The sequence below is a fragment of the Primorskyibacter sedentarius genome (genome assembly GCF_004342065.1).
Taxonomy (GTDB): domain Bacteria; phylum Pseudomonadota; class Alphaproteobacteria; order Rhodobacterales; family Rhodobacteraceae; genus Primorskyibacter; species Primorskyibacter sedentarius.
The window spans coordinates 96,377-119,396 of sequence record NZ_SLZU01000003.1; the positions used below are offsets into that span (position 1 = coordinate 96,377).

Annotated in this window: 21 protein-coding genes; 10 read left to right on the forward strand and 11 right to left on the reverse strand. The window is 63.4% G+C overall.

Annotation, left to right across the window (positions count from 1 at the left end):
- Window positions 1-61 precede the first annotated feature (61 nt).
- The 8 genes from nadC to EDD52_RS06740 form a co-directional block, all read right to left on the reverse strand.
- Window positions 62-910: a carboxylating nicotinate-nucleotide diphosphorylase gene (nadC, locus tag EDD52_RS06705; RefSeq protein ID WP_132243158.1), complete on the reverse strand. Its 849-nt coding sequence runs from the start codon at window positions 908-910 to the stop codon at window positions 62-64.
- Window positions 907-2,478, reverse strand: a complete 1,572-nt coding sequence (locus EDD52_RS06710) for an L-aspartate oxidase (RefSeq protein WP_132243160.1) — start codon at window positions 2,476-2,478, stop codon at window positions 907-909. Before EDD52_RS06710 ends, nadC begins: the two co-directional genes overlap by 4 nt.
- Window positions 2,479-2,482: 4 nt before the next feature.
- Window positions 2,483-3,535 carry a quinolinate synthase NadA gene (gene nadA, locus EDD52_RS06715; protein ID WP_132243162.1) on the reverse strand — a complete coding sequence of 351 codons (1,053 nt, stop codon included), beginning with the start codon at window positions 3,533-3,535 and terminating at the stop codon, window positions 2,483-2,485.
- A 256-nt stretch (window positions 3,536-3,791) separates the two neighbouring features.
- Window positions 3,792-5,180 (reverse strand): carnitine 3-dehydrogenase, encoded by a 1,389-nt coding sequence (locus EDD52_RS06720; RefSeq protein WP_132243164.1) that lies wholly within the window; start codon window positions 5,178-5,180, stop codon window positions 3,792-3,794.
- On the reverse strand, window positions 5,177-6,094 hold the full coding sequence (bcoG, locus tag EDD52_RS06725) for a 3-dehydrocarnitine:acetyl-CoA trimethylamine transferase BcoG (RefSeq protein ID WP_132243166.1): 918 nt from the start codon (window positions 6,092-6,094) through the stop codon (window positions 5,177-5,179). The genes EDD52_RS06720 and bcoG overlap by 4 nt, the downstream gene beginning before the upstream one ends.
- 55 nt (window positions 6,095-6,149) lie before the next feature.
- Window positions 6,150-6,935, reverse strand: coding sequence for a carnitinyl-CoA dehydratase (locus EDD52_RS06730; protein WP_132243168.1), 786 nt, complete (start codon window positions 6,933-6,935; stop codon window positions 6,150-6,152).
- A gap of 1 nt (window position 6,936) precedes the next feature.
- Window positions 6,937-8,964: an acetate--CoA ligase family protein gene (locus tag EDD52_RS06735; RefSeq protein WP_207905981.1), complete on the reverse strand. Its 2,028-nt coding sequence runs from the start codon at window positions 8,962-8,964 to the stop codon at window positions 6,937-6,939.
- Window positions 8,964-10,124, reverse strand: a complete 1,161-nt coding sequence (locus EDD52_RS06740; RefSeq protein ID WP_132243172.1) for an acyl-CoA dehydrogenase family protein — start codon at window positions 10,122-10,124, stop codon at window positions 8,964-8,966. Before EDD52_RS06740 ends, EDD52_RS06735 begins: the two co-directional genes overlap by 1 nt.
- Before the next feature lie 90 nt (window positions 10,125-10,214).
- Here EDD52_RS06740 and EDD52_RS06745 point away from each other — a divergent pair, with 90 nt between their 5' ends.
- A complete protein-coding gene (locus EDD52_RS06745; protein WP_243651862.1) occupies window positions 10,215-11,150 on the forward strand; it encodes a GlxA family transcriptional regulator in 936 nt (311 codons plus the stop codon).
- A gap of 146 nt (window positions 11,151-11,296) precedes the next feature.
- Window positions 11,297-13,543 carry a molybdopterin-dependent oxidoreductase gene (locus tag EDD52_RS06750; protein ID WP_132243176.1) on the forward strand — a complete coding sequence of 749 codons (2,247 nt, stop codon included), beginning with the start codon at window positions 11,297-11,299 and terminating at the stop codon, window positions 13,541-13,543.
- Window positions 13,544-13,557: 14 nt separating this feature from the next.
- On the opposite strand, the gene EDD52_RS06755 is transcribed toward EDD52_RS06750, so the two are convergent.
- Window positions 13,558-14,361, reverse strand: a complete 804-nt coding sequence (locus EDD52_RS06755) for an adenosylcobinamide-GDP ribazoletransferase (RefSeq protein ID WP_132243178.1) — start codon at window positions 14,359-14,361, stop codon at window positions 13,558-13,560.
- Between the two features lie 118 nt (window positions 14,362-14,479).
- Here EDD52_RS06755 and alr point away from each other — a divergent pair, with 118 nt between their 5' ends.
- From alr to EDD52_RS06795, 8 genes are all read left to right on the forward strand, one after another.
- Entirely contained in the window at window positions 14,480-15,517 is a 1,038-nt protein-coding gene (gene alr, locus EDD52_RS06760; RefSeq protein WP_132243180.1) for an alanine racemase, read from the forward strand.
- Complete coding sequence (locus tag EDD52_RS06765) at window positions 15,514-16,296, forward strand: MlaE family ABC transporter permease (RefSeq protein WP_132243182.1); 783 nt, start codon at window positions 15,514-15,516, stop codon at window positions 16,294-16,296. Before alr ends, EDD52_RS06765 begins: the two co-directional genes overlap by 4 nt.
- A complete protein-coding gene (locus EDD52_RS06770; protein WP_132243184.1) occupies window positions 16,293-17,039 on the forward strand; it encodes an ABC transporter ATP-binding protein in 747 nt (248 codons plus the stop codon). The genes EDD52_RS06765 and EDD52_RS06770 overlap by 4 nt, the downstream gene beginning before the upstream one ends.
- A gap of 5 nt (window positions 17,040-17,044) precedes the next feature.
- A complete protein-coding gene (locus tag EDD52_RS06775) occupies window positions 17,045-17,422 on the forward strand; it encodes a hypothetical protein (protein WP_132243186.1) in 378 nt (125 codons plus the stop codon).
- A 67-nt stretch (window positions 17,423-17,489) separates the two neighbouring features.
- Window positions 17,490-17,930 carry a paraquat-inducible protein A gene (locus EDD52_RS06780; protein WP_132243188.1) on the forward strand — a complete coding sequence of 147 codons (441 nt, stop codon included), beginning with the start codon at window positions 17,490-17,492 and terminating at the stop codon, window positions 17,928-17,930.
- Between the two features lie 158 nt (window positions 17,931-18,088).
- Window positions 18,089-18,940 (forward strand): DNA repair protein, encoded by an 852-nt coding sequence (locus tag EDD52_RS06785; RefSeq protein ID WP_132243190.1) that lies wholly within the window; start codon window positions 18,089-18,091, stop codon window positions 18,938-18,940.
- Between the two features lie 64 nt (window positions 18,941-19,004).
- Window positions 19,005-20,372 carry a DNA repair protein RadA gene (gene radA, locus EDD52_RS06790; RefSeq protein WP_132243192.1) on the forward strand — a complete coding sequence of 456 codons (1,368 nt, stop codon included), beginning with the start codon at window positions 19,005-19,007 and terminating at the stop codon, window positions 20,370-20,372.
- A gap of 24 nt (window positions 20,373-20,396) precedes the next feature.
- Window positions 20,397-20,957, forward strand: a complete 561-nt coding sequence (locus tag EDD52_RS06795) for a CvpA family protein (RefSeq protein ID WP_132243194.1) — start codon at window positions 20,397-20,399, stop codon at window positions 20,955-20,957.
- Between the two features lie 74 nt (window positions 20,958-21,031).
- On the opposite strand, the gene EDD52_RS06800 is transcribed toward EDD52_RS06795, so the two are convergent.
- Together EDD52_RS06800 and proS are read right to left on the reverse strand one after the other, a co-directional pair.
- A complete protein-coding gene (locus EDD52_RS06800; RefSeq protein WP_132243196.1) occupies window positions 21,032-21,544 on the reverse strand; it encodes a DUF2937 family protein in 513 nt (170 codons plus the stop codon).
- Window positions 21,545-21,625: 81 nt separating this feature from the next.
- Window positions 21,626-22,969, reverse strand: coding sequence for a proline--tRNA ligase (proS, locus tag EDD52_RS06805; protein ID WP_132243198.1), 1,344 nt, complete (start codon window positions 22,967-22,969; stop codon window positions 21,626-21,628).
- Window positions 22,970-23,020 lie beyond the last annotated feature (51 nt).

The window sequence follows — 23,020 nt, forward strand, 5'->3', positions numbered from 1 at the left end:
GGGATGCCATCGTGAGCGCGTCGTCGTAAGGTCCGCGCCGCGATGGGCTCACAGTGCCGGATCAGAAATCCAGACCCAGATCGAGCGTCCGCGCCGAATGCGTAAGCGCGCCGGACGAGATATAATCCACCCCGGTCGCCGCCACCTCTGCAATCCGCTCCTGCCGCATGTTGCCAGAAGCTTCCAGCACGAGCCGCCCTGCATTCATGCCAACCGCCTCGTACAGGTCGGGGGTGTCGAAGTTGTCCAGCAGCACGACATCCGCGCCCCCCTCGTCCAGAACTTCGGCCAATTGGTCAAGCCGATCAACCTCGATCTCGGTCCGGATCATGTGAGAGGCGCGCGCCTTGACCGCCTGCAGAACCGGGCGAATGCCCCCGGCCGCCGCGATGTGATTGTCCTTGATCAGGATTGCGTCGGACAGTGAGAAACGGTGATTGAAGCCGCCCCCGTGCAGAACCGCCTGCTTCTCGACAAGCCGCAATCCCGGGGTCGTCTTGCGCGTGCAGGTGATCCGGGTCCTTGTCCCCTCTGCTTCGGCGACGAAAGCGGCGGTGAGGGTCGCAATCCCGGACAGCCGCCCAGCGAAATTCAGAGCAACCCGTTCAGCCGAAAGGATGGCGGCCGCGCTGCCTTCGATCTTCATCAGCAGGTCGCCGGGCGCGATGCGGTCGCCGTCCTTGAACCGTGCGGTGATCACAAGGGTCGGATCGACCAGACGAAAGGCGAGCGCTGCGATCTGCAAGCCTGACACAACGCCTGCCTCGCGTGCGTTCAGCAGCGCGCTGTAACGGCGGCCCTCGGGGATCACTGTTCGGGTCGTGATGTCGCCATAGGTGCCCAGATCCTCCATCAGGGCGGCACGCACCAGCGGTTCCAGGATCAGGTCGGGAAGAGGGGCAGAGGTCATGTCGGTTCCATTCGGGTATCAGGGCGGCGGGCCATCGCGTCGGAGAGCGTCAGGGATGAGCGGACGCCCTCTGCACCATCGGGCTGCGGAAAATCAGAGCGGAAATGCGCGCCCCGGCTTTCGCGGCGGCGCAAGGCCGCAAAGGCGATAAGCGTCGCCGTGGCGGTCATGTTGTGAAGGGCCTCGCAACCGGGCTGTTCGGCCTCGATCACGGTTATGTCGTCAAGCGTGCGCTGCAAGCCAAGCGAATGCCGTATCACGCCCGCGCCGTCGGTCATGCTTTGTCGCAAACGCGCTACGAGGTCGGGCCTTGGCTCTTCGGCGCGCGGCAGATCGGGCAGAGCCAGCTTTGCCGCGCCGCGTGGCGCCCGGCCGATTGCCTGTTCGATCTCCACCGCGCAGCGCCGACCATAGACCAGCGCCTCCAGCAGCCCGTTCGAGGCCAGCCGGTTCGCCCCGTGCAGCCCCGTCGACGCGGCCTCTCCACAGACCCACAGCCCGGGCAAAGAGCTTTGTCCGGCGCTGTCCACCGCGATCCCGCCCATGTGGTAATGCGCGGCCGCAGCGACAGGGATCGGGTCCGCCAGCGGATCAAGGCCCGACTGTCGGCAGGCCTCGGCCACGGCTGGGAAATCTGTCAGCAGCCGGGCGCCAAGCGCCTGGCGCGTATCCAGCGCAGGCGCCAGCCCGGCTTGGGTCTGGGCATAGACCGCGCGGGCGACAATGTCTCTGGGTGCAAGCTCGGCATCGGGGTGGATATCTTTCAGGAACCGTTCATTCAGCCGGTTGATCAGAACGGCCCCTTCCCCGCGCAACGCCTCGGTCGCGAGCGGTGCCGGGTCCAGACCGCAGGCAATCGCCGTCGGGTGGAACTGGACGAATTCGGCATCGGCAATGCGCGCCCCTGCCCGCGCCGCCATCCCGATCACCTGCCCCCGTATCCGGGGCGGGTTGGTTGTGAGCGCGTAGAGCCCACCGGAGCCACCCCCGGCAAGCAGCACCGCTGCCCCCCGGATCAGAATGGCCTGCGTCAGTCCCGCCTGACACTGCGCAACCTCGACACCGGTCACAGTGCCGGTATCCACCCGCAGCCCCGTGGCCATGACGCCTTCGAGAACCTGCACATGCTCTGCCTCGCGGACCTGCGCCGTCAGCGCGCGCATGATCTCTGCCCCCGCCTGATCCCCCCGCACGCGAACGACACGGGCGAAGGAATGCGCGGCCTCGCGCGACAGGACGTATCCGCCATCACCGCCACGGTCGAAGGGCGCGCCCATGCCGGTAAGGTCAAGGATATGCGAACGGGCCTCTGCCGTGACCTGTCTGGCGACCTGCGCATCGACCGTGCCCGCCCCGGCGCGGACCGTATCGCGCGCATGCGCCGCCGGGCTGTCGAGCGGATCCATCGCAGCCGCAACACCGCCCTGCGCCCAGACCGAGGAGGCCCCCTCGCCCAATGCTTCGGGAGAGATGATAAGGACGGGATGCGGGGCAAGCTTCAGCGCGGCATATTGCGCCGCCAGCCCCGCCCCCACGATGATGACGCGGGACGTATGGATGCGCTGCATCGGGTCAGCCGGCCAGACGCTGCGACAGATCGATCATTCGCTGAACAGAGATGTGGGCCTTTTCTGCGACTACCGGGTCAACCTCTACCGCGCCTTGCATGCTGTGTAGCGACCACAGCACCTTTTCCAGCGTGATCTTCTTCATGTAAGGGCACATGTTGCAGGGGCCCACGAATTCCACATCCGGCAGATTGTCAGAGATATTCGACGCCATCGAACATTCCGTCACCAGCATCGCCTTGGAAGGCCGCTCGCGTTCGACATAGGAGATGATGCCGCTGGTGGAGCCTGAGAAATCCGCCTCGTCCACCACGTCCGGCGGGCATTCCGGATGGGCGATGATGCGGGTGTCGGGGTTCAGGTCGCGGAAATCGCGCAAGTCCTGCGCGGTGAACCTTTCGTGCACGATGCAAGAGCCATCCCACCAGACGACATTCTTGTTTGGCACCTGCCGCGCGACATTCTGCGCAAGGTATTTGTCGGGTGTCATGATGACCGTATCGCTGTCCTGCGCGGCGACGATCTGGGCCGCATTGGACGACGTGCAGCAAATGTCAGAGGCGGCCTTCACCTCTGCGGTCGTGTTGACATAAGAGACGACCGGCGCACCGGGATAGCGCGCGCGCATCTCGGCAATGCCCTCGGCGGTGATGCTTTCAGCCAGCGAACAGCCTGCCTCGGCATCCGGGATCAGCACGGTTTTCGCCGGGTTCAGGATCTTCGATGTCTCGGCCATGAAATGCACGCCGCATTGCACGATCACATCGGCCTCGACCCGCGTGGCCTCGATCGCCAGTTGCAGGCTGTCACCAACAACATCAGCGATGCCGTGATAGATCTCTGGCGTCATGTAATTATGCGCCAGGATGACCGCGTTGCGTTCCTTTTTCAGACGGTTGATGGCAGCGACATAGGGCGCAAAGATCGCCCAGTCGGGCGGTGACACGACCCTTTTCATGCCCGCATAGATATCCGCATGGGCTTCCGCAACTTCCGGCGAAGGCAAGAGATCATAGTGATTGGCGAGTTCGGCGCGCAGCGCAGTCTGGTCGAGCAAGAGCTGTCATTCCTCAGATTGATGCAGTCCGTTTCACACGGAGCGGGTTCACCGAAAGACCCAGTGACTGTCGGCGGGGCCGATCTATAGGCGGCGGTTGACGTTTGGGCAAGCACATCGCCGAATGTGGCGAATTGGCGCCGATCCAAGGGGCGCGCCGTGTCGCGGGGCGCTTTGGGCATGGCCGCTTAGCGGTCACGTGGCGGCGACGCCCAGAATATGGCGGGTCTCTGCGCTGCGACGCCGCCCCCCAGGGCTATGGCTTCGGCAGGGCCGCATGTGCCGTGGTATATTCGGCCAGTTTCCGTGCGACCGCTTGGCCGGGGGGGCAGGATTTCCGTGTCCCGAGGTCGACATGCAAGAGCATCGAGTTCACCGTCGCCGCCAAGGTGCCATCCCCCCGGTAAAGCCGTTGGAAAAGCCGCATTTTCTTGCCCTCCCCCAGCAGAACCTGCGTCGTCACTGTCAGCGTGTCGCCGACCAGCACTTCGTCCAGATAGCGCACGGTGTTCTCGACAGTGAAGTAGCTTAGTCCGTTGGCGATATATTCGGCATCCGCGCCGATCATCTCCATGAACCGGTCCGTCGCGACAGAGCCCGTTTCGAGGTAATGGGTCTCGTTCATATGGCCGTTGTAATCGACCCAGCTGGCGGGCACCTGCCGTCGCGCGGTGACCGGCAGACCGTCGCGTTCGCCCCCCTGAGGAAGCGTTGTTTCATGGGCGCGCAGCACCGCACCCACCGCCGCGTCGTTGCGTTTCAGCGCCCGCATCATGCCAACAAGGTTGTCATCTCGCAGCCGTTCCAGCTCGCGGATCGACATGTGGCCCGATTGCGCATCGGACTGGCCTGCAATGAGGTCCACCAACTCGTCGGTAAAGTCCGGCACGTCCATCAGCTTTGTCCACGGCCATTCCAGCGCGGGGCCGAACTGGGCCATGAAATGTTTCATCCCCGCCTCGCCGCCGGCCACGCGGTATGTCTCGAACAGACCCATCTGCGCCCATCTCAGGCCAAAGCCCATGCGGATCGCCTCGTCAATCTCTGCCGTCGTGGCGATGCCATCCTTGACCAGCCACAGCGCCTCGCGCCAGACCGCTTCAAGAAACCTGTCAGCGATATGGGCGTCGATTTCCTTGCGGACGGTCAACGGGTACATGCCGATGCCGCGCAGGATGTCGGCCGCGCGGGCGCATTGCGCGGGATCTCCGACCAGCTCGACCAGTGGAAGCAGATAGACCGGGTTGAACGGATGCGCGACGATCACACCGGCCCCTTGGGCATTCAGTTCCGACGGTTTGAACCCGGACGTCGAAGAGCCGACCACCGTGTCGGTGCCCGCATGTTCCGCGATCCGGGCAAAAACCTTGTGCTTGAGCTCCAGCCGTTCGGGCACGCTTTCCTGAACCCAGACAGCACCGGAAACAGCAGCACTCAGATCGTCGTGAAAGCTCAGCGCCCCTTCTTCTGGCAGCGCCCGGTCGTAGAGCGCGGGCAGAGCGTGGCGGGCGTTGTCGATGACCTCGCCAATCTTGCGCTTTGCATCCGGATCAGGATCGAAGACCGCCACATCCCACCCGTTCAACAGGAACCGCGCGGCCCAGCCGCCGCCGATCACCCCGCCGCCGACAATCGCGGCCCTCATTTCGCCACCGGTGCGCGTCTGGTCAGACCCAGCCGCTCCCGTACAGCCTGAGGGCCGATGACCTTTGCGCCCATGTTTTCGATGATGCTTGCTGCACGTTCGACCAGTTGTGCGTTGGTGGCCAGCACCCCTTTGTCGAGAAAGAGATTATCCTCCAACCCTACGCGCACATTGCCCCCGGCCAGAACGGAGGCGGCGACATAGGGCATCTGGTCCCGTCCCAGCGAAAAGGCCGACCAGTGCCAATCGTCCGGCACGTTGTTGACCATCGCCATCAGCGTGTTGAGGTCATTCGGTGCGCCCCATGGCACGCCCATGCAAAGCTGCACCAGCGCCTGCGGCGCCAGCGTGCCCTCGCGGACCAATTCCTTGGCGAACCACAGATGACCGGTGTCGAAGGCCTCGATCTCGGGCTTCACACCCAGGTCGGTCATCATCTTGCCCATCGCGCGCAACATGCCGGGCGTGTTGGTCATCACGTAATCGGCCTCGGCGAAATTCATCGTGCCGCAATCCAGCGTGCAGATCTCTGGCAGGCATTCGGCGACATGGGCCAGACGCTCCGTCGCGCCTGCCATATCCGTCCCTGCGGGGTTGAGCGGCAATGGCGCCTCAATGGGCCCGAATGTCATATCCCCGCCCATGCCGGCGGTCAGGTTCAGCACCACATCCACCTCTGCCGCGCGGATGCGATCTGTCACCTCGCGGTAGAGCGCCAGATCGCGGGAGGGCGCGCCCGACTGCGGATCGCGCACATGGCAATGCACCACCGCCGCCCCGGCCTTGGCCGCATCAATCGCACTGGAAGCGATCTGTTCAGGCGAGCGCGGCACATGCGGCGAACGATCCTGCGTGCCCCCCGATCCGGTGACGGCGCAGGTGATAAAGACCTCTCGGTTCATGGTCAGTGGCATGTCGTTCCTCCTTCTGCGCGACCTGCGGACACGAAATCCCGTTTTCGGGCAGCGTTCATTTTCCCTTCCAGACGGGATCGCGTTTCTCGGCAAAGGCGCGGGCGCCTTCCAGCTGGTCCTCGGACCGGTAAAGCGCCTCGACACTCGCGAACTGGCTTTTGGTGATGCGGTTCAGCGCGTCCTGAAATTTCATGTCCTCGGCCTCGCGCACGATTTCCTTGATCGCCGCGTAGACAAGCGGCGGGCCAGAGGCGAGAAGATCGGCCAGCTTGCGCGCCTCGGCCATCAGGTCGGCGGCCGGGTAGATATGATTGATCATCCCCCAGCGCGCGGCCTCTTCGGCATCCAGCCAGCGCCCGGTGAACAGCATCTCCATCGCGATGTGATATGGGATGCGCTTGGGCAGCTTGATCGACGCCGCATCCGCCACCGTGCCGGACCGGATTTCCGGCAGGGCAAAGCTGGCATGATCCGCGGCAAGGATGATATCGGCAGACAGGGCCAGCTCCAGCCCGCCCCCGCAGCAGATCCCGTTCACAGCGGCAATCACCGGCTTGTTGAGCCCGCGCAGCTCTTGCAGCCCACCAAACCCACCGACGCCATAATCGCCATCCACCGCGTCACCGTCGGCGGCTGCTTTCAGATCCCAGCCGGGGCAAAAGAACTTCTCGCCCGCGCCGGTGACAATGGCCACGCGCAGGTCGGGGTTGTCACGGAAATCCGTAAAGACCTCGCCCATGATCCGGCTGGTGGCGAGGTCTATGGCGTTGGCCTTGGGTCTGTCCAGCGTCACTTCAAGGACATGGCCCCGGCGTTCGGTGCTGATGGGGGTGTCGGTCATGTCATTCTCCGATCCGGATAAGTGCATCCGCCGCCACGGCCCCGTCCGGGCCACATAGCAGCGGGTTTATTTCAACTTCCTGCGGCAAGGCGCCTGTCACATAGGCCTGCACCGCCATCACCGCGTCAAGGATCGCGTCGATATCGGCCGCGGGCTTGCCACGGTATCCAGACAGCAGGCGGGCAATCCGCAAGCTATTGAGCGCGGCAAGCGTGGCGTCCCGACTGGCCGGGACCAGAAGCGAGGCGCTGTCTTCGATCACTTCCGTCAGCGTGCCCCCGGCGGCGAGGGTCAGCACATAGCCATGCGCCGGATCGGCAACGACACCAATCAAAAGCTCGGCAATCGTGCCGGTGACCATCTCTTCCACCAGAAAGCTCTCAGCAGGCATGGCGCGGGCGGCCTCTTGCAGCTCTGCCGCGCCCGAGAGGTTCAGAACGACAGCCCCGGCTTCGGTCTTGTGCGCAATCCCTTCGCCTTTCAGCACGACCGGGTATCCGATGCGTTGGGCGGCCTCGACCGCCGCCTTTGCACTCTCGGCCCGGACCGACGCGGGAACACGCAGACCTGCGGCCGACAGCGCGCCCTTGGCCTCCATTTCCGTCAAGATCCGCGCGTCGCAAGCCTTGGGTGAAAGCAGGATCGGCGCTGCGTCCTCCAGTGGCCGTCCAAGCTGCGCCGCGACAAAGATCGCCTCAGCAGCCTCTGCCAATCCGGCGAGCGGAACAATGCCGCGCGCCATCAGATCTTGCGCCACCGCCTCTGGCATCGTCTCTTTCAACGAACTTACGATGGCCATGCTGCGCCCCGCCTGCTGCCCGGTGCGGACCACCGCCTCGATCACAGGCTGCCATGCGGAGGCATCGCAGCGATCAGCGCGCGGAAAATCCAGCACGACACAGCCCATCGCCACATCGCCCTCCATCATCGCCGTGAAGCTTGCCGTCATCGCGTCAATATCGCCCCAGATAAACGTGTTGTAATCCAGAGGGTTCGCCAAGGCGATGCGCGGCCCCAGTACGCCCCGCAGCCCCTTTACCTGACCTGCATTCAGCGGCGGAAAGACCAGCCCGGCCTCAAGCGCCGTGTCAGCGACAAGGCTCGCCTCGCCCCCGGAACAGGACATGGACGCGATCCGGTTCGACCCGAGCGGCCCCGCGACATGCAGCAGCTTCAGCGCTTCCAGAAGTGCCGACAGCGAGGACACCTGCCCGATCCCAAGCCGCCGCAGCAGCGCCTGCCCGCCTGCATTGCTGCCAGCAACCGAGGCCGTGTGCGAGATCGTGGCCGCGCGGGCCTGATCGGATTTGCCGACCTTCAGCGCGACAATATGCTTGCCAAGCGCCCTCGCCTCGGCCGCCAATGCCTCGAACCCGCGAAGGTCGTCGACCCCTTCGATATGCAGCCCCAATGCTGTCACCCGGTCATCCCGCAGCAAGGCGCGGGAAGCTTCGGAAAGACCGGTCTGGGCTTGGTTCCCGACCGTGACAACATAGGCAATCGGCGTTCCGCGATCCTGCATGGTGAGGTTGATCGCGATATTCGACGATTGCGTGACAAGCGCCACGCCGCGGTCCACCCGAACGCCGCCATGCTGGTCAGGCCACAGTGCCGCACCGTCGAGATAGTTCAGAAAGCCGTAGCAATTCGGCCCGAGGATCGGCATCTCCCCGGCGGCCTCCAGCAAGGCTTGTTGAAGCGTCGCGCCATTGCCGGTCTCTGCATCAGCCTCGCGAAAGCCGGAGGCGAAACACACCGCGCCCCCGGCCTCACGCGCCGAAAGCTCTGCTACTGCGTCAATCGTTGCTTCGCGGTTGATACCGATGAAACTGGCATCCGGGGTGTCCGGCAAATGCCGGATGTCACAAAAGGCGGGCAGGCCACTGACGCTTGCGCGGCTTGGGTGGACGGGCCAGACCTTGCCCGCAAAACCGATCCTGCGGCATTGCGCGATCACGTTTTCGCACCATGTCCCGCCGCCTATCACGGCGATGCTTTGCGGGCGCAGAAGACGGCCGAGCCGACGCATCAGGCCCCCAACGGGCGCAGCAGGTCGCGGCTGATGATGTGGCGCTGGATCTCGGAGGTGCCATCCCAGATCCTCTCGACGCGGGCATCGCGCCAGAACCGCTCGATGGGGAAGTCATTCATCAGCCCCATGCCGCCAAAGACCTGAAGCGTCGTGTCCGTCACCCGCGCCAGCATTTCGGACGCATAAAGCTTGGCACTCGCAATCTCCCGGTTCGAAGGCAGCGCCTGATCCAGCCGCCACGCGGCGGCAAGGGTCAGCCAGTCGGCCGCGTCAATCTCGGTAATCATGTCGGCAATCTGAAAACTGACGCCCTGAAACTTGCCAATCGGTTGGCCGAACTGCTTGCGTTCCGCCGCGTATTCCAGCGCATAGTCGAAACAGCGCCGCGCGCGACCCACACAGAACGCAGCCACCGTCAGCCGCGTCGCATAAAGCCAGGTGTTCATGACCTCGAACCCGCCATCAACCTCGCCCAGGACCTGCGCATCGGGCAAACGGCAATTGTCGAAATAAAGGATGTAGTTCCGGTAGCCCTTGTGGCTGACCGACTTGTAGCCTTCGCGGACCTCGAAACCGGGCGTGCCGCGATCCACCAGAAAGGTGGTGATGCGCTTTTTCGGGCCCTTGGACGTGTCATCCTCGCCCGTGGCGATGAAAACGATGAAGAAATCAGCATGTTCCGCGCCGGATATGAAATGTTTGGACCCGTTCACCACCCAGTCGCCGCCATCGCGGACGGCACTGCACTTCATCCCCCGCACATCCGACCCGGCATCCGGTTCGGTCATTGCCAGCGCGTCCATGCGTTCCCCCCGCACGGCAGGCAGCAGGTAGCGTTCGCGTTGCGCCCCCTCACAGGCCATCAGGATGTTTTGCGGACGGCCAAAAAAATGCGTCAGCGCCATGGACCCGCGCCCCAATTCGCGCTCGACCAGCGTGAAATCAAGGTGGCTCAGACCGGCGCCACCAACCTCTTGGGGAAAGTTGCAGGCATAAAACCCAAGATCAATGCATTTGCGCTTTATTTCTTCGCCCAGCTCGGGCGGAACCTGACCCGTGCGTTCGACCTCTGCCTCATGCGGATAAATCTCGTTCTGGACGAAACTGCGCACGGTAGAGACGATCATCTCCTGCTCTTCCGACAACCCGAACTGCATGGCGCCACTCCCTGAACCGTTGTCAGGATCGTAGCTGGCTTGACAGGCGGCGTGATGCAAAAATAGACATGGATCATGCGGAATTGGACAGTGAGTGCCGGCGACACCCAGGAGATTGCTGTCCTGCTCTTTCCGCGTTTCTCAAACCACTGCCTTGCGAACGCGGTTGAGCCCCTGCGCGCGGCCAATGAATTCCTGATGCGCGACTTTTACCGGTGGAGCTTTGTCACGCTGGATGGCGAGGCGGTCGAATCGTCCAGCGGCTTGCCGGTTCTGCCCAACTGCCGCCTGCGGGATCACGAGGGCGGCGCGTCGCTTTTCGTGCTTTCAAGCTATGATGTCCGCAGCTTCGCCACGCCAGCCACGACGCGGGCTTTGACGGCGGCGGCGCGCCGGTTCGGGACTGTCGCGGGCATGGACACGGGCGCGTGGCTGATGGCGCAGGCGCAGCTGTTGAACGGCCGTGCGGCGACGATCCATTGGGACGAGCTGACCGCTTTTTCCGAAACATTCGATCAGGTCGATGCGCGGCCAGACCGGTTCATCATTGATGGCGACCGGATCACCTGCGGCGGTGCCATGGCGGCGTTTGATCTGGTGCTGGACCTGATCTGCAGCACCCATGGCGAGGCGCTTGGGCTGGAGGTCTCGGCCTTCTTCATGCACCAGTCGGCAGAGCCGCCGCGCGACCGTCTGTTCCGGCACCGCGCCTCTGCGGTTGTTGAACAATGTATCGCGCTGATGTCGTCATCGCTGGAAAGCCCCCTGCCCATCGGCGTGATTGCCCGGCAGCTCCGGACAACGCAGCGCACGCTTTCGCGGACTTTCCATGCAGAATTGGGCGCCTCGCCAAAGACGGTCTACAAGCGCCTGAGACTGTCTGCTGCGCGGCGATACGCACAGCAGTCCAGCTACTCTGTGACCGAGATCGCCCTGCGCTGCGGCTATACCAACCCCGCCGCGATGACGCGGGCCTTTGTCGAGGAATTCGGCAAACCGCCCAGCGCATTCCGAAAAAGAGCGTGATGGGCCGTCGCGCCATTGGCACCCGGCAAATGCCCTGCAGCCACGCGCAAGTGATTGCAAATCCCTGCGCATCACTCCATGCCCTTTCACTGGACTGAGCCACGCAAATCTGCTCAAACGGGAACAGCTTTCACGGACCCAGCATCATGAGCAACGACTCTCCGATCCGGACAAGGGTAACCACCAGCCATTGGGGCGCGTTCGAGGTGCAAACCAGGGGGGATCGCATCATTGCGACCGCTCCATTTGCTGCCGATCCTGAACCTACGGCGATCCCGGATATGCTGCCACAGGCAGTCCATCACAGATCCCGCGTGCTGCGCCCGTCGATCCGGCGGGGCTGGCTGGAACGCGGTGACCGGCACACGCGCGGCGAAGATGACTTTATCGAGCTTCCCTGGGACGAAGCGCTGGATATCGCCGCGGCCGAGATCGAAAGGGTGCGCAAGACACATGGCAACAATGCGATCTTCGGCGGATCCTACGGATGGTCCTCTGCCGGGCGATTTCATCATGCGCAAAGCCAGGTGCATCGGTTTCTGAACAGCATTGGCGGCTATGTCGCCTCCTTTGGCAGCTATTCTACGGGATGTGCGCAGGCGATCATGCCGCATGTCTTTGGCATCCCTTTCCTTCAATACAATTACGGGTCTCAGGACAGCTGGCAGACCATCGCCGACAACACCCGGACGCTCGTCATGTTCGGGGGGATCAACCCGAAGAATTCTCAGGTCAGCATGGGCGGGATCACCGAACATGAAACGGGGTCATGGTTTGAACGGTTCCGTGCCGGGGGGATGCGGTGCATCAATATCGGCCCGCAACGCACCGATGCGCCGGGTGGCTGCGACTGGCTTGCGCTGAGGCCGGGCTCTGACACTGCGCTGATGCTTGCCCTTGCCCATGTGCTGGAAGAGGAAGGCCTGACCGATCACGCTTTCCTTGACCGCTATACCACCGGGTTTGACCGGTTCCGCCCCTACCTGATGGGACAGGCGGACGGCCAGCCGAAATCGCCGGACTGGGCCGCACCGCTTTGCGGCGTGTCCCCGGAAGAGATCCGCGCGCTTGCCCGCCGCATGGCCTCGACCCGGACATTGATCACCGTCGCCTGGTCGCTTCAGCGCGGCCATCATGGAGAGCAACCCTACTGGATGTCCGCCGTCCTTGCCGCGATGCTGGGTCAGATCGGATTGCCCGGTGGCGGTGTCGGTTATGGCTACGGCGCAATCGGCGGCATCGGCCGGTCCATGAAACGGCTGAGCGGCATGACGCTGGATCAGGGCCAGAACCCGATCAGCGAAGTGATCCCGGTGGCGCGCGTGGCGGATATGCTGCTCAACCCCGGTGCGCCCTATGACTTCAACGGCAAGCGCGATCCTTATCCCGATATCCGGCTGGTGTACTGGGCGGGGGGCAACCCGTTCCACCATCATCAGGATCTCAACCGCTTTCACGAGGCATGGAAATGCCCGGAAACGGTGATCGTGAACGAGCCTTGGTGGACTGCGACCGCGCAGCGCGCCGACATCGTCTTTCCGGCGACAACGCCCTATGAGCGCGAAGATATCGGGCGCAGCACGATGGATGACTACCTGTTCCACATGCCCGCGCTCATCCCGCCCGTGGGCGAGGCGCGCGACGACTATGATATCTTTGCCGGGCTTGCGACGCGGCTTGACGCAGAAGAAGGCTTTACCGAAGGGCGCAGCTCTGCGGACTGGATCCGACACCTTTACGAAGGCTATGCGACGGAGGCCGCCGCCGAAGGGATCGACGTCCCGGACCTCGACACATTGCGAGACCGCAACTGGGTGCGGCTGCCGATCAAGGAATCAGAGGCGCCGCCATCCTTTCTGGCCCGATTTCGTGCAGATCCAGAGGGGCGCGCGCTGGCAACGCCATCAGGCCGGATCGAAATATTCTCGGACACGGTCGCGGGGTTTGGCTATGACGATTGCCCCGGTCATCCGGTCTGGCTTCCGCCCCAGGAATGGCTGGGCGCTGCTACGCAAGATGCCCCGCTGCATCTTGTCTCGCCCCAGCCCGGGGACAAGCTGCACAGTCAGCTGGAGGCAGCACTCGCCGACGTCGCAGGCGCACGGCCGGAAACACTGGTGATCAACCCGGCTGATGCCTCTGCACGGGGTATCGCCACCGGTGACCTGTTGCGCGTTTTCAACGGGCGCGGCGCCTGCCACGCGCGGGCGCTTGTCTCCGATGACATCACGCCCGGCGTGGTCGCCCTGCCGACAGGCGCGTGGTATGCCGGATCGCGATCCAATATCGATCCGCATGGCAACCCCAACGTTCTGACGCAGGATGTCGGCACTTCACGGCTGGGTCAGGGGTGCAGCGCCCATACCGCCTTGGTCGATGTCGCAAAGCTGTAAAGGCGCCTTTTGCGTCAAAGCCACATGACAAGACCGATATAGAACCCCAGCTCGGCAAATTGCTGACAGCCACCCAGACATTCAAGCGTGTAGCCGGAAAGCTTGCGCAGAAAGGACTGCGCGAATCCCGACATCGCCAGGAATGACATCACAATCGCGGTGGCCTGCGCCCAAAGGCCAAAGATCGGCACCATCGCCAACGCCAGCACCACGGCAGAGACAAGTGCAAAGCGGTAGCCATCGGGTGTGACACCGGGTGGGCGATATTTCGAGCCTTCATGCGGGGCGTATTGCGTGGCGGCAATGACCTGAACGATGCCCATCCGGCTGAGCGCATGCCCCGCCACCAGCGCCGAACATGCCGCCCAAAGCGGCAGCGCCATGAGACAGGCGGCCTTGATCGCCAGAACCATTGCCAGCGACAGCGCCCCGTAGGTGCCCAGCCGACTGTCGCGCAAAATCTTGAGCACATCGCGCCGGGTCGCCCCCCCGCCAAGCGCATCGGCGGCGTCGGCCAGACCATCTTCGTGGAACGCCCCGGTCAGCAGCATGGTCAGCCCCATCGACACCAGAACAGCCACCGGCATCGGAAGAAGCTGTGCCAAAAGCCACAGAAGCGTCGCAGACACCCCCCCGATTACCAGCCCCACAGCCGGGTAGTATTTCGTGGCCCGGATCATCAGGTCGTCACTGCTGGGCAGATCGCGCGGCACCGGCAGATGCGTGAGGTAGCGCAGCGCCAGAAGGAAGAGGTGCAGCTCCAGCGGCAGGGCGGGCTGCTCTGGATGGGGGTGGAAACTGTCCCGTCTGTCGACCATTCGCCCTGCCCTTCACCTGCCGGTTTGCCCTTGCGCCAGATTGCAATCGAAACGCCGCCGGACGCAAGCGCGGCAATATTCACCTTGACCTTGTCGGCAATCGTGCGAAACAGCCTGCATGTCACAGTCTGAACTCTCCATTGATCTTGCCGCGCTGGTGTCCAACTGGCGGGCTTTGAATGCGCTAACCGACTGCGAGACCGGTGCGGTCGTGAAGGCTGACGCTTACGGGCTTGGTGCAGACCGCGTCGCACCCGCCCTGGCCGCGGCCGGCGCGCGCTGCTTTTTCGTGGCCCTTGCCGAGGAAGGCGCGGCCCTGCGCCGTATTCTGGGCGACGGTCCCGATATTTGCGTCTTTTCCGGGCATATGGCAGGCGACGCCGCCCTGATCCGGGATGCGGACCTTGTGCCGATGATCAACTCCATCGACCAGATGTCCCGCCATGTCGAGGCGCTGCCCGACGCGCGGTTCGGCGTCCAGCTTGATACCGGCATGAACCGGCTGGGTATGGAACCGGCGGAGTGGACCGCCCTGCGCGAGGTCGTGCTGAACCAGCCCCCGGTTCTGGTGATGAGCCATCTTGCCTGCTCGGATGAGCCGGACCATCCAATGAACGCCCAGCAGCTGCAAAGCTTCCTGGAGATGACCGATGGGATCGACGCGCCGCGATCGCTGTCAGCGACAGGCGGCACGCTTCTGGGGCGTGACTACCATTTTGACCTGACCCGCCCCGGCATCGGCGTCTATGGCGGTCTGCCTTTTATCGAGGCACAGCCGGTGGCGCGACTGACCATCCCCGTCATCCAGACACGAGAGCTGACACCCGGCGAAACCGTGGGCTATGGCAACACCTGGATGGCCGAGGCCCCGGCGCGCATTGCCACCATTGCCGCGGGCTATGCCGACGGCATCATCCGCGCGATGGCGCCCGACGCCTATGTCTGGGCCGGGGAACACAAGTGCAAGATCGTCGGGCGCATCTCGATGGATCTGATCGGCGTGGATATCAGCCACCTGCCCGAAGACCCGGACACTGTCGAGCTGCTGGGGGTTCACCAATCGGTTGATACGCTGGCCGACGCGGCTGGAACGATCGGCTATGAAATTCTGACATCGCTGGGCAACCGCTATGCCCGCCGGTACGTGGGCGGATGACGCTGACGCGCCCTATCGCTGCGATCGGCCACAATGTCCTGAGCCTGCTGGCCTCTATCGGGCGCGTGTCTATCTTTGCGGCGCGTGCTGTCAGCCACCTGTTTCGCCCGCCCTTCTATGGCCGCGAATTCCTGCACGCTTTGGTCCAGATCGGCTGGTTGTCTCTGCCGGTCGTTGGGCTGACCGCCCTTTTCACCGGCGGCGCGCTGGCATTGCAGATCTATGCAGGCGGCGCGCGCTTTTCGGCAGAGGCGGTCGTACCCTCCATCGTTGCGATCGGCATGGCACGAGAGCTTGGCCCCGTTCTGGGCGGGCTGATGGTGGCGGCACGGGTCGCCTCGTCCATCGCGGCAGAGCTTGGCACCATGAAGGTGACAGAGCAGATCGACGCGTTGGTCACATTGTCGACCAACCCGATGAAATACCTCACCGTGCCGCGCATGCTGGCCGCGACGCTGGCGGTGCCCCTGCTGGTCGCCGTTGGCGATTCCATCGGCATCCTTGGTGGCTATGTCGTGGGCGTCACACGGCTGGATTTCAACGCCGCCGCCTATCTCAAGAACACGGTCGACTTTCTGGAATTCTGGGATGTCGCCTCTGGCCTTGTGAAGGGGGCTGCCTTCGGGTTCATCGTCGCGCTGATGGGCTGCTATTACGGCATGAATTCGGGCCGTGGGGCGCAGGGTGTCGGACGCGCAACCAAGGCCGCCGTGGTATCGGCATCCGTCCTGATCCTAGCGGCGAACTACATCCTGACCGAGGTGTTCTTTTCGGCATGATCGAGCTGCGCGACCTTCACAAGGCCTTTGGCGACAATCAGGTGCTGCGCGGGGTCAACCTGACTGTCCCCAAGGGCGAATCGATGGTCATCATCGGCGGCTCTGGCACTGGCAAATCCGTGACGCTGAAATGCATCCTCGGGCTGGTCCCGCCCGATAGCGGCACCATCACTGTCGGGGGCAAGGACGTGCGCAAGACAGACCGCGATGCCTTTCTGGCAAGGTTCGGCATGCTGTTTCAGGGTGGCGCCCTGTTCGACAGCCTGCCCGTCTGGCAAAACGTCGCTTTCCGGCTGCTGCGCGGCTCGCTGAAGCGCCCCCGGAACGAGGCCCATGAAATCGCCGTGGAAAAGCTGCGCCGCGTCGGCTTGAAACCAGAAGTGGCCGGGAAATTCCCCGCCGAGCTGTCGGGCGGGATGCAAAAACGCGTCGGCCTTGCCCGTGCCATCTGCGCCGATCCCGACATCATCTTTTTCGACGAACCCACCACCGGGCTTGATCCCATCATGGCGGGCGTCATCAACGAATTGATCCGGGAGATCGTCGTCGAGATGGGCGCGACTGCCATGACCATCACGCATGACATGTCCTCTGTGCGGGCAATTGCCGACAAGGTCGCGATGCTGCACGATGGCGTCATCCAATGGTCCGGCCCGGTGAGCGAGATGGATGACAGCGGCGACCCCTATCTTGACCAGTTCATTCACGGGCGGGCCGACGGCCCCATCGAATCGGTGAGGTGAGCCTGATGTTCGAGCCAAGCTACACCCTGCTGGCGCTGCTGATCGTGCGCCGTTTTGTCTTTCCCGAAGCCGTGATGATCCTCGCGCTCTTGCGGTTGATCCTTGGCAAGGGCTGGGTCCGGCTGCCTGCCGCCGCGGCGTTTCTGATCGCCGGTGCCATGGTCGCCACGGTCTTTGCGCCCGCAATGGGGCTGGCACATGGCGCCGCTTATATTACGGCCGCGCGCTGGATGCAGACCGGTGGCCCCGTCCTCCTTCTTGTGCCGGTGGGGTTTTTGCTGGTCGGCGCCCTCTCTCGCCGTCGCCCCTGGCCATGGGTGGAAATCGTCCTTGTCGGGGTGACACTGGCGTTCTGCGCGCTGTGGATCGTGGCCCAGTTCTGATGAGCCAGCACGCCAGCAACGCTGCCACGGCGCCGACCGATGCGCCCAGTGCAACGCAAGATGGAGCATTCCAGTGCTGCGCTGGCTGAACCTGTCGCTTCTTATCCTCTACCCGGTCGCATGGTTCGCACCGCTGATTCGCGCCGGATTGCTGCCGCTATTCGGGCTCAGCGAAATATCTGTACTGTCCGGACTTCAGTCTTTGTGGGAAACGGACGTCATGCTCGCCCTGCTGGTGACGGTGCTCGCGCTCTTTGCCCCCTACCTCAAGACCATCGGCCTCGCGCTCATCCATTTCGGAATGCTGCGTCGCCGCATTCTGCCGGTGCTCAACCTGCTGGGAAAGCTAGCAATGGCGGACGTGTTTCTGATCGCACTATATGTTGTGGTCGCAAAGGGCGTCGGGGTGGGAAGGGTCGAAACCGCATGGGGGCTGTACCTGTTCTCGGCCTGCATCCTGACCTCGCTTGTCATCGGTATCCTGACCGAAAAACGCGCGCGAATCTGATCACGAACCCGACACGCCGCAAGCGCGTATTGTGACATTTTTCACGAATTCACGCGCTACGGGGAGCGATGGGTCAAAAAAAACATAGTTGAACGGCGCGGTTTCGGCATAAACTTGCCGATGTACGGTTCTTGCTTCTGACCTCCTTGGGGGAAATGATGACACAATTGTTGGTGTTTAACGCGTCGCTGCGCTTCGTCTTTCAGCGTCTGGCCTTTGGCTTGGTTGTCCTGTCGGCTCTTGGCCTTGTGGGCTATACCGCAGCCTGTGTCGTCGGTTTCGCGCCCTGGCTGCAACTCAGTCTTACCTTCGGGGAAACGGTCTATACAGGAGCCGGTCCGGTCGTGCAGGCGGGTTTCACGGCTTTGGCAGTCTCGCTGGCCTTCTTCCTGCCCACGAATGCGCGGGTGATGGCGCTGGAGAATTCCCACCGCAGTTTCACAATCGGCATGCGGGATGTAGCGCGAGCCTATTCGGTCGCCCATGCCCGTGACCGGGAAGAATTGTTCGATCTGTCCTCGGAATTCGATTCAATCCGTGCCCGTATGGCGTTCCTGCGCGACCATCCCGACCTGTCGGAGCTGGAGCCCTCTGCGCTGGAAGTGGCCGCACAGATGAGCCATGTCTCCTCGGAACTGGCACAGGTCTATTCCGATGCCGCCGTGCATCGCGCCAAGGACTTCCTCGTCCAGCGCCAGATCGAGGTCGAGGAATTCAACAAGCGTCTGCATAAGGCCAAGGCCGCGGCGACCGAGATCCACCAATGGGCGGAACGCATGCGCATGGACGAGGCCGTGGCAGAGGCGCAGCTTGCCCGACTGTCGGCGGAACTGGACGAAGTCCTGCCAGAGCTTGGCCTGTCCATCAAGGAAATGGCTGAGCGCGGTCGCTTTGTAGAACCGGATCACGCGGAAACAGCGCCTGAAATCACGCCCCTACCAGACGATCTTGGCTTTGCAGATGACGACGAACGGATCGTGGCGCTGCAATCAAAGCGCGCTGCCGAATAACGGCCCGTCCCTGCCGCCATGGCAGGGCTTGCGGGGGCGCACGGTTTGAGCCACAAGATGCGGCATGGCCAAAGCAACCACCTCTTACGTCTGTTCGGCCTGCGGGGCCTCTAGCACCAAGTGGTCGGGGCGCTGCGAAGCCTGCGGCGCCTGGAACACGATCTCCGAGGATGCGGGCATCAGCGCAGGCCCCCCGAAGAAATCCCTGGGCAATTCCCGCGGCCGCACTGTCGCCCTGACAGATCTTTCGTCAGAGGAGGCCCCACCCCCCCGGACATCCTGCGGTCTCAACGAGCTTGACCGCGTGCTTGGCGGCGGCCTCGTGCCTGCCAGCGCCATTCTTGTGGGCGGCGATCCCGGCATCGGCAAATCCACCCTGCTCTTGCAGGCTGCGGCCCAATTCGCCCGTGCAGGGCTGAAGGTGATCTATGCCAGCGGCGAGGAAGCCAGCGCGCAGGTGCGGATGCGGGCGCAGCGGCTGGGACTGGACGATGCCCCGGTAAAGCTCGCGGCAGAAACCAACCTGCGCGACATCCTGACCACGCTGGAGGCCGAAGCGCCCCAACTGGTGATCATCGATTCGATCCAGACCATGTGGGCCGACAATGTCGACAGCGCCCCGGGCAGCGTCAGCCAGGTGCGCGCCGCAGCCCATGAGCTGACAACCTTTGCCAAGCGCCGGAATACCTCTGTCATCATGGTGGGCCACGTCACCAAGGACGGCCAGATCGCAGGCCCCCGCGTGGTCGAGCACATGGTCGATACCGTGCTGTATTTCGAGGGCGAACGCGGGCACCAGTTCCGCATCCTGCGCGCGGTCAAGAACCGCTTTGGCCCCGCCGATGAAATCGGTGTGTTCGAAATGACCGGTGCCGGGCTGTCAGAGGTATCCAACCCGTCGGCGCTGTTCCTGTCCGAACGCGGCCAGCCAACGCCCGGCTCTGCCGTCTTTGCCGGGATCGAGGGCACGCGCCCGGTGCTGTGCGAATTGCAGGCGCTGGTCGCACCTTCGCCGCATTCGCAGCCCCGCCGTACCGTGGTGGGCTGGGATGGCGGACGGTTGGCAATGATTCTCGCCGTGCTGGAGGCACGCTGCGGCATCCCCTTCGCGGGGCTCGATGTCTATCTGAACGTGGCCGGCGGGATGCGCATTTCCGAACCGGCCGCTGATTTGGCTGTGGCGGCGGCGCTACTGTCTGCGCGCGAAGACACGCCTTTGCCCCCTGAATGTGTCGTTTTCGGCGAAATCAGCCTATCAGGGGCCCTGCGCCCGGTCGGCCAGACGGAAAACCGGTTGAAAGAGGCGCAAAAACTTGGTTTCACCTCCGCCATTGTGCCAGAAGGCGGTAAGTCCGGCGGCACCGGTGGGTTAAGTCTGACGCGCATGGGCGATCTGGCATCCTTCGTGGGCGAGATATTCGGCGCGGGCTAGTAGCGGAAAAGAGGGACAGGGTTCTTGGAAGGTTTCACCATCATTGACGGCGTGGTGGCCGTCATCATCGTACTCTCGGCGCTGCTGGCCTATTCCCGTGGGCTGGTCCGCGAGGCCATGGCCATCGCTGGATGGGTCGCCGCGGCGATCCTCGCATTCATTTTCGCGCCGCAGGTGCAACCGCTGATCAAAGAATTGCCGGTCGTGGGCGAATTCATCTCGGACAGCTGCGAATTGTCCATCATCGGTGGCTTCGCGGCGGTCTTCGCAGTGGCGCTGGTTGTGGTGTCTCTGTTCACGCCGCTCTTTTCATCGCTGGTGCAGCGGTCCGCCCTGGGCGGCGTCGATCAGGGCCTTGGCTTTCTGTTCGGGGTCGCGCGCGGCATCCTCTTGGTGGCAATCGCCTTCTTCGTCTACCAGACAGTGCTGACCGCCCAGAATATTCCGATGGTCGATGACAGCCGGTCCGCACGGGTGTTTTCGCAATTCACCAGCCGCATCGAAGAACGCAACCCCGAACAGGCGCTTGGCTGGGTCACCACGCAATATGAGCAACTCGTCGGCGTTTGCGACACGGGCAACTGAGCCCCTGCCAACAGGGCGATAACACAGTTTCTACGGCCTGCGCTGCAACGCGCGGGCCGTTCGCTTTTGTGGCGTCACGCCCGCGCCGGGCGACGGCGTGCCCTGCGCCGAAACGGCCAACTTAGAACCCCCAGCAGCGCTGACAGCGCCATGCTGCCCGCCAGAAAGCCTGTACCGCCAAAGACTGCGCCTTCGAATGTCAGGGGGGCTGCGGGGCGAAAGTCCTGCCATGCCGCGCGGGCGATGTCCGGGTCGGTCAAATGCGTCACACGGCTGGCGCGGGTGAATGGCCCTGCCTCGCGCAAGGCCACAAGATCGGCATTGAGCCTGCGGTGACGAGAGATGGTCTGACGCATCGATTGGCTGCGCAGCTCGCCCAGGGCGCCGCCCTGCGCCAGTTGCTCCAGCGCCGCCTGACGGCTTAACCCGGCTGTGCGCGCATCCTCGTCGAACTGATCCACAACGCGGGTCAATTCATCCACCGCACCCCCAAGCCGCTGGGTATATTGCTGCGAAAACTCCGGAAATTGCGACAGGCCTGCTGCGCCTGCCAGCCCGCCTGCCAGAGTAAGTGCCCTAACGATCATCTGCCTGCCCTTTTTTGGGGCAAGCATAGCAGTTTTGGCCGACCGCGAACAGATCGCGGTCAGACCGTAGCCAGACCCTGCTCAGACGCTGGCGCGCCCGTAGATCTGTGCGATGCGTTCGATCGCCTGTTCGGGGGGCAGTTCTTCGGACTCGCCCGTCCGGCGCGAGGTGAGTTCCACAACGCCGTTTTTCAACCCTCGCGGCCCGACGGTGATCCGCCAGGGCAGGCCGATCAGGTCCATGCCGGCGAATTTGGCCCCTGCCCGTTCGCTGCGATCATCATACAGCGGCTCCAGCCCCAGCGCGGTAAGCGACGCATAAAGTGCCTCGCAGGCCGCGTCGGCCTCGTCATCCCCCTGCTTGAGGTTCACGATCCCGCAATGGAACGGGGTCACGCCCTCGGGCCAGATGATGCCCTTGTCGTCATGGCTGGCCTCGATGATCGCACCCAGCAGGCGCGACACGCCAATCCCGTGGCTGCCCATATGAACCGGTACACGGTTGCCGTCCGCATCCGCGACCGTGGCGCCCATGGGTTCGGAATATTTCGTGCCGAAATAGAAGATCTGGCCAACCTCGATGCCGCGCGCCGTGCGGCGACGCTCTTCGGGGACCTCGTTGAACAACGCCTCGTCATGGGTTTCATCCGTGCGGGCATAGCGCGAGGTGAACTCTTCCAGCACCGCCTGACACTGTTCATGGCTGTCATAATCGATCTCGCGGTCACCGAATTTCAGATCGGTGATCTCGCTGTCATAGAAGACCTCGGATTCGCCGGTATCCGCCAGTACGAGGAATTCATGCGTGTCGTCGCCACCGATCGGGCCGGAATCCGCGCGCATCGGGATCGCCTGTAGCCCCATGCGTTCATACGTGCGCAGATAGCTGACAAGGTGACGGTTATAGGCGTGCAGCGCGTCTTCTTTGGTCAGGTCAAAGTTATACCCGTCCTTCATGTAGAATTCGCGCCCCCGCATCACGCCAAAGCGCGGGCGGATCTCGTCGCGGAATTTCCACTGAATCTGGTAGAGCGTCAGCGGCAGGTCCTTGTAGCTGCCCACATGGCTGCGGAAGATATCCGTCACCAGTTCTTCGGCCGTGGGGGTAAACAGCATGTCGCGGCCGTGCCGGTCCTTCATGCGCAGCATTTCCTGACCGTAATCATCGTAGCGGCCGGATTCGCGCCACAGATCCGCGCTTTGCAGCGTGGGCATCTGGATCGCGATATGACCCGCGCGGGCCTGTTCCTCGTGAACGATATCCTCGATCTTGCGCAGCACCTTGAAGCCCAGTGGCAGCCAGGAGTAGATCCCCGCGGATGCCTGCTTGATCATGCCTGCACGCAGCATGTAGCGGTGCGAGACGATCTGCGCCTCGGCGGGCGTCTCCTTGAGAACGGGCATGAAGTAGCGGCTAAGACGCATGATATGTCCTTGGCGAAGAAATTGCGGTCCGACAGGGTGTAGGGCCTTGCC

Coding starts and splice junctions, on each gene's coding strand:
- nadC (WP_132243158.1), bottom strand. CDS start 910: ATGACCTCTGCCCCTCTTCCCGACCTGATCCTGGAACCGCTGGTGCGT.
- EDD52_RS06710 (WP_132243160.1), bottom strand. CDS start 2,478: ATGCAGCGCATCCATACGTCCCGCGTCATCATCGTGGGGGCGGGGCTG.
- EDD52_RS06720 (WP_132243164.1), bottom strand. CDS start 5,180: ATGAGGGCCGCGATTGTCGGCGGCGGGGTGATCGGCGGCGGCTGGGCC.
- bcoG (WP_132243166.1), bottom strand. CDS start 6,094: ATGCCACTGACCATGAACCGAGAGGTCTTTATCACCTGCGCCGTCACC.
- EDD52_RS06730 (WP_132243168.1), bottom strand. CDS start 6,935: ATGACCGACACCCCCATCAGCACCGAACGCCGGGGCCATGTCCTTGAA.
- EDD52_RS06735 (WP_207905981.1), bottom strand. CDS start 8,964: ATGCGTCGGCTCGGCCGTCTTCTGCGCCCGCAAAGCATCGCCGTGATA.
- EDD52_RS06740 (WP_132243172.1), bottom strand. CDS start 10,124: ATGCAGTTCGGGTTGTCGGAAGAGCAGGAGATGATCGTCTCTACCGTG.
- EDD52_RS06750 (WP_132243176.1), top strand. CDS start 11,297: ATGAGCAACGACTCTCCGATCCGGACAAGGGTAACCACCAGCCATTGG.
- EDD52_RS06755 (WP_132243178.1), bottom strand. CDS start 14,361: ATGGTCGACAGACGGGACAGTTTCCACCCCCATCCAGAGCAGCCCGCC.
- alr (WP_132243180.1), top strand. CDS start 14,480: ATGTCACAGTCTGAACTCTCCATTGATCTTGCCGCGCTGGTGTCCAAC.
- EDD52_RS06765 (WP_132243182.1), top strand. CDS start 15,514: ATGACGCTGACGCGCCCTATCGCTGCGATCGGCCACAATGTCCTGAGC.
- EDD52_RS06770 (WP_132243184.1), top strand. CDS start 16,293: ATGATCGAGCTGCGCGACCTTCACAAGGCCTTTGGCGACAATCAGGTG.
- EDD52_RS06775 (WP_132243186.1), top strand. CDS start 17,045: ATGTTCGAGCCAAGCTACACCCTGCTGGCGCTGCTGATCGTGCGCCGT.
- EDD52_RS06785 (WP_132243190.1), top strand. CDS start 18,089: ATGACACAATTGTTGGTGTTTAACGCGTCGCTGCGCTTCGTCTTTCAG.
- radA (WP_132243192.1), top strand. CDS start 19,005: ATGGCCAAAGCAACCACCTCTTACGTCTGTTCGGCCTGCGGGGCCTCT.
- EDD52_RS06800 (WP_132243196.1), bottom strand. CDS start 21,544: ATGATCGTTAGGGCACTTACTCTGGCAGGCGGGCTGGCAGGCGCAGCA.
- proS (WP_132243198.1), bottom strand. CDS start 22,969: ATGCGTCTTAGCCGCTACTTCATGCCCGTTCTCAAGGAGACGCCCGCC.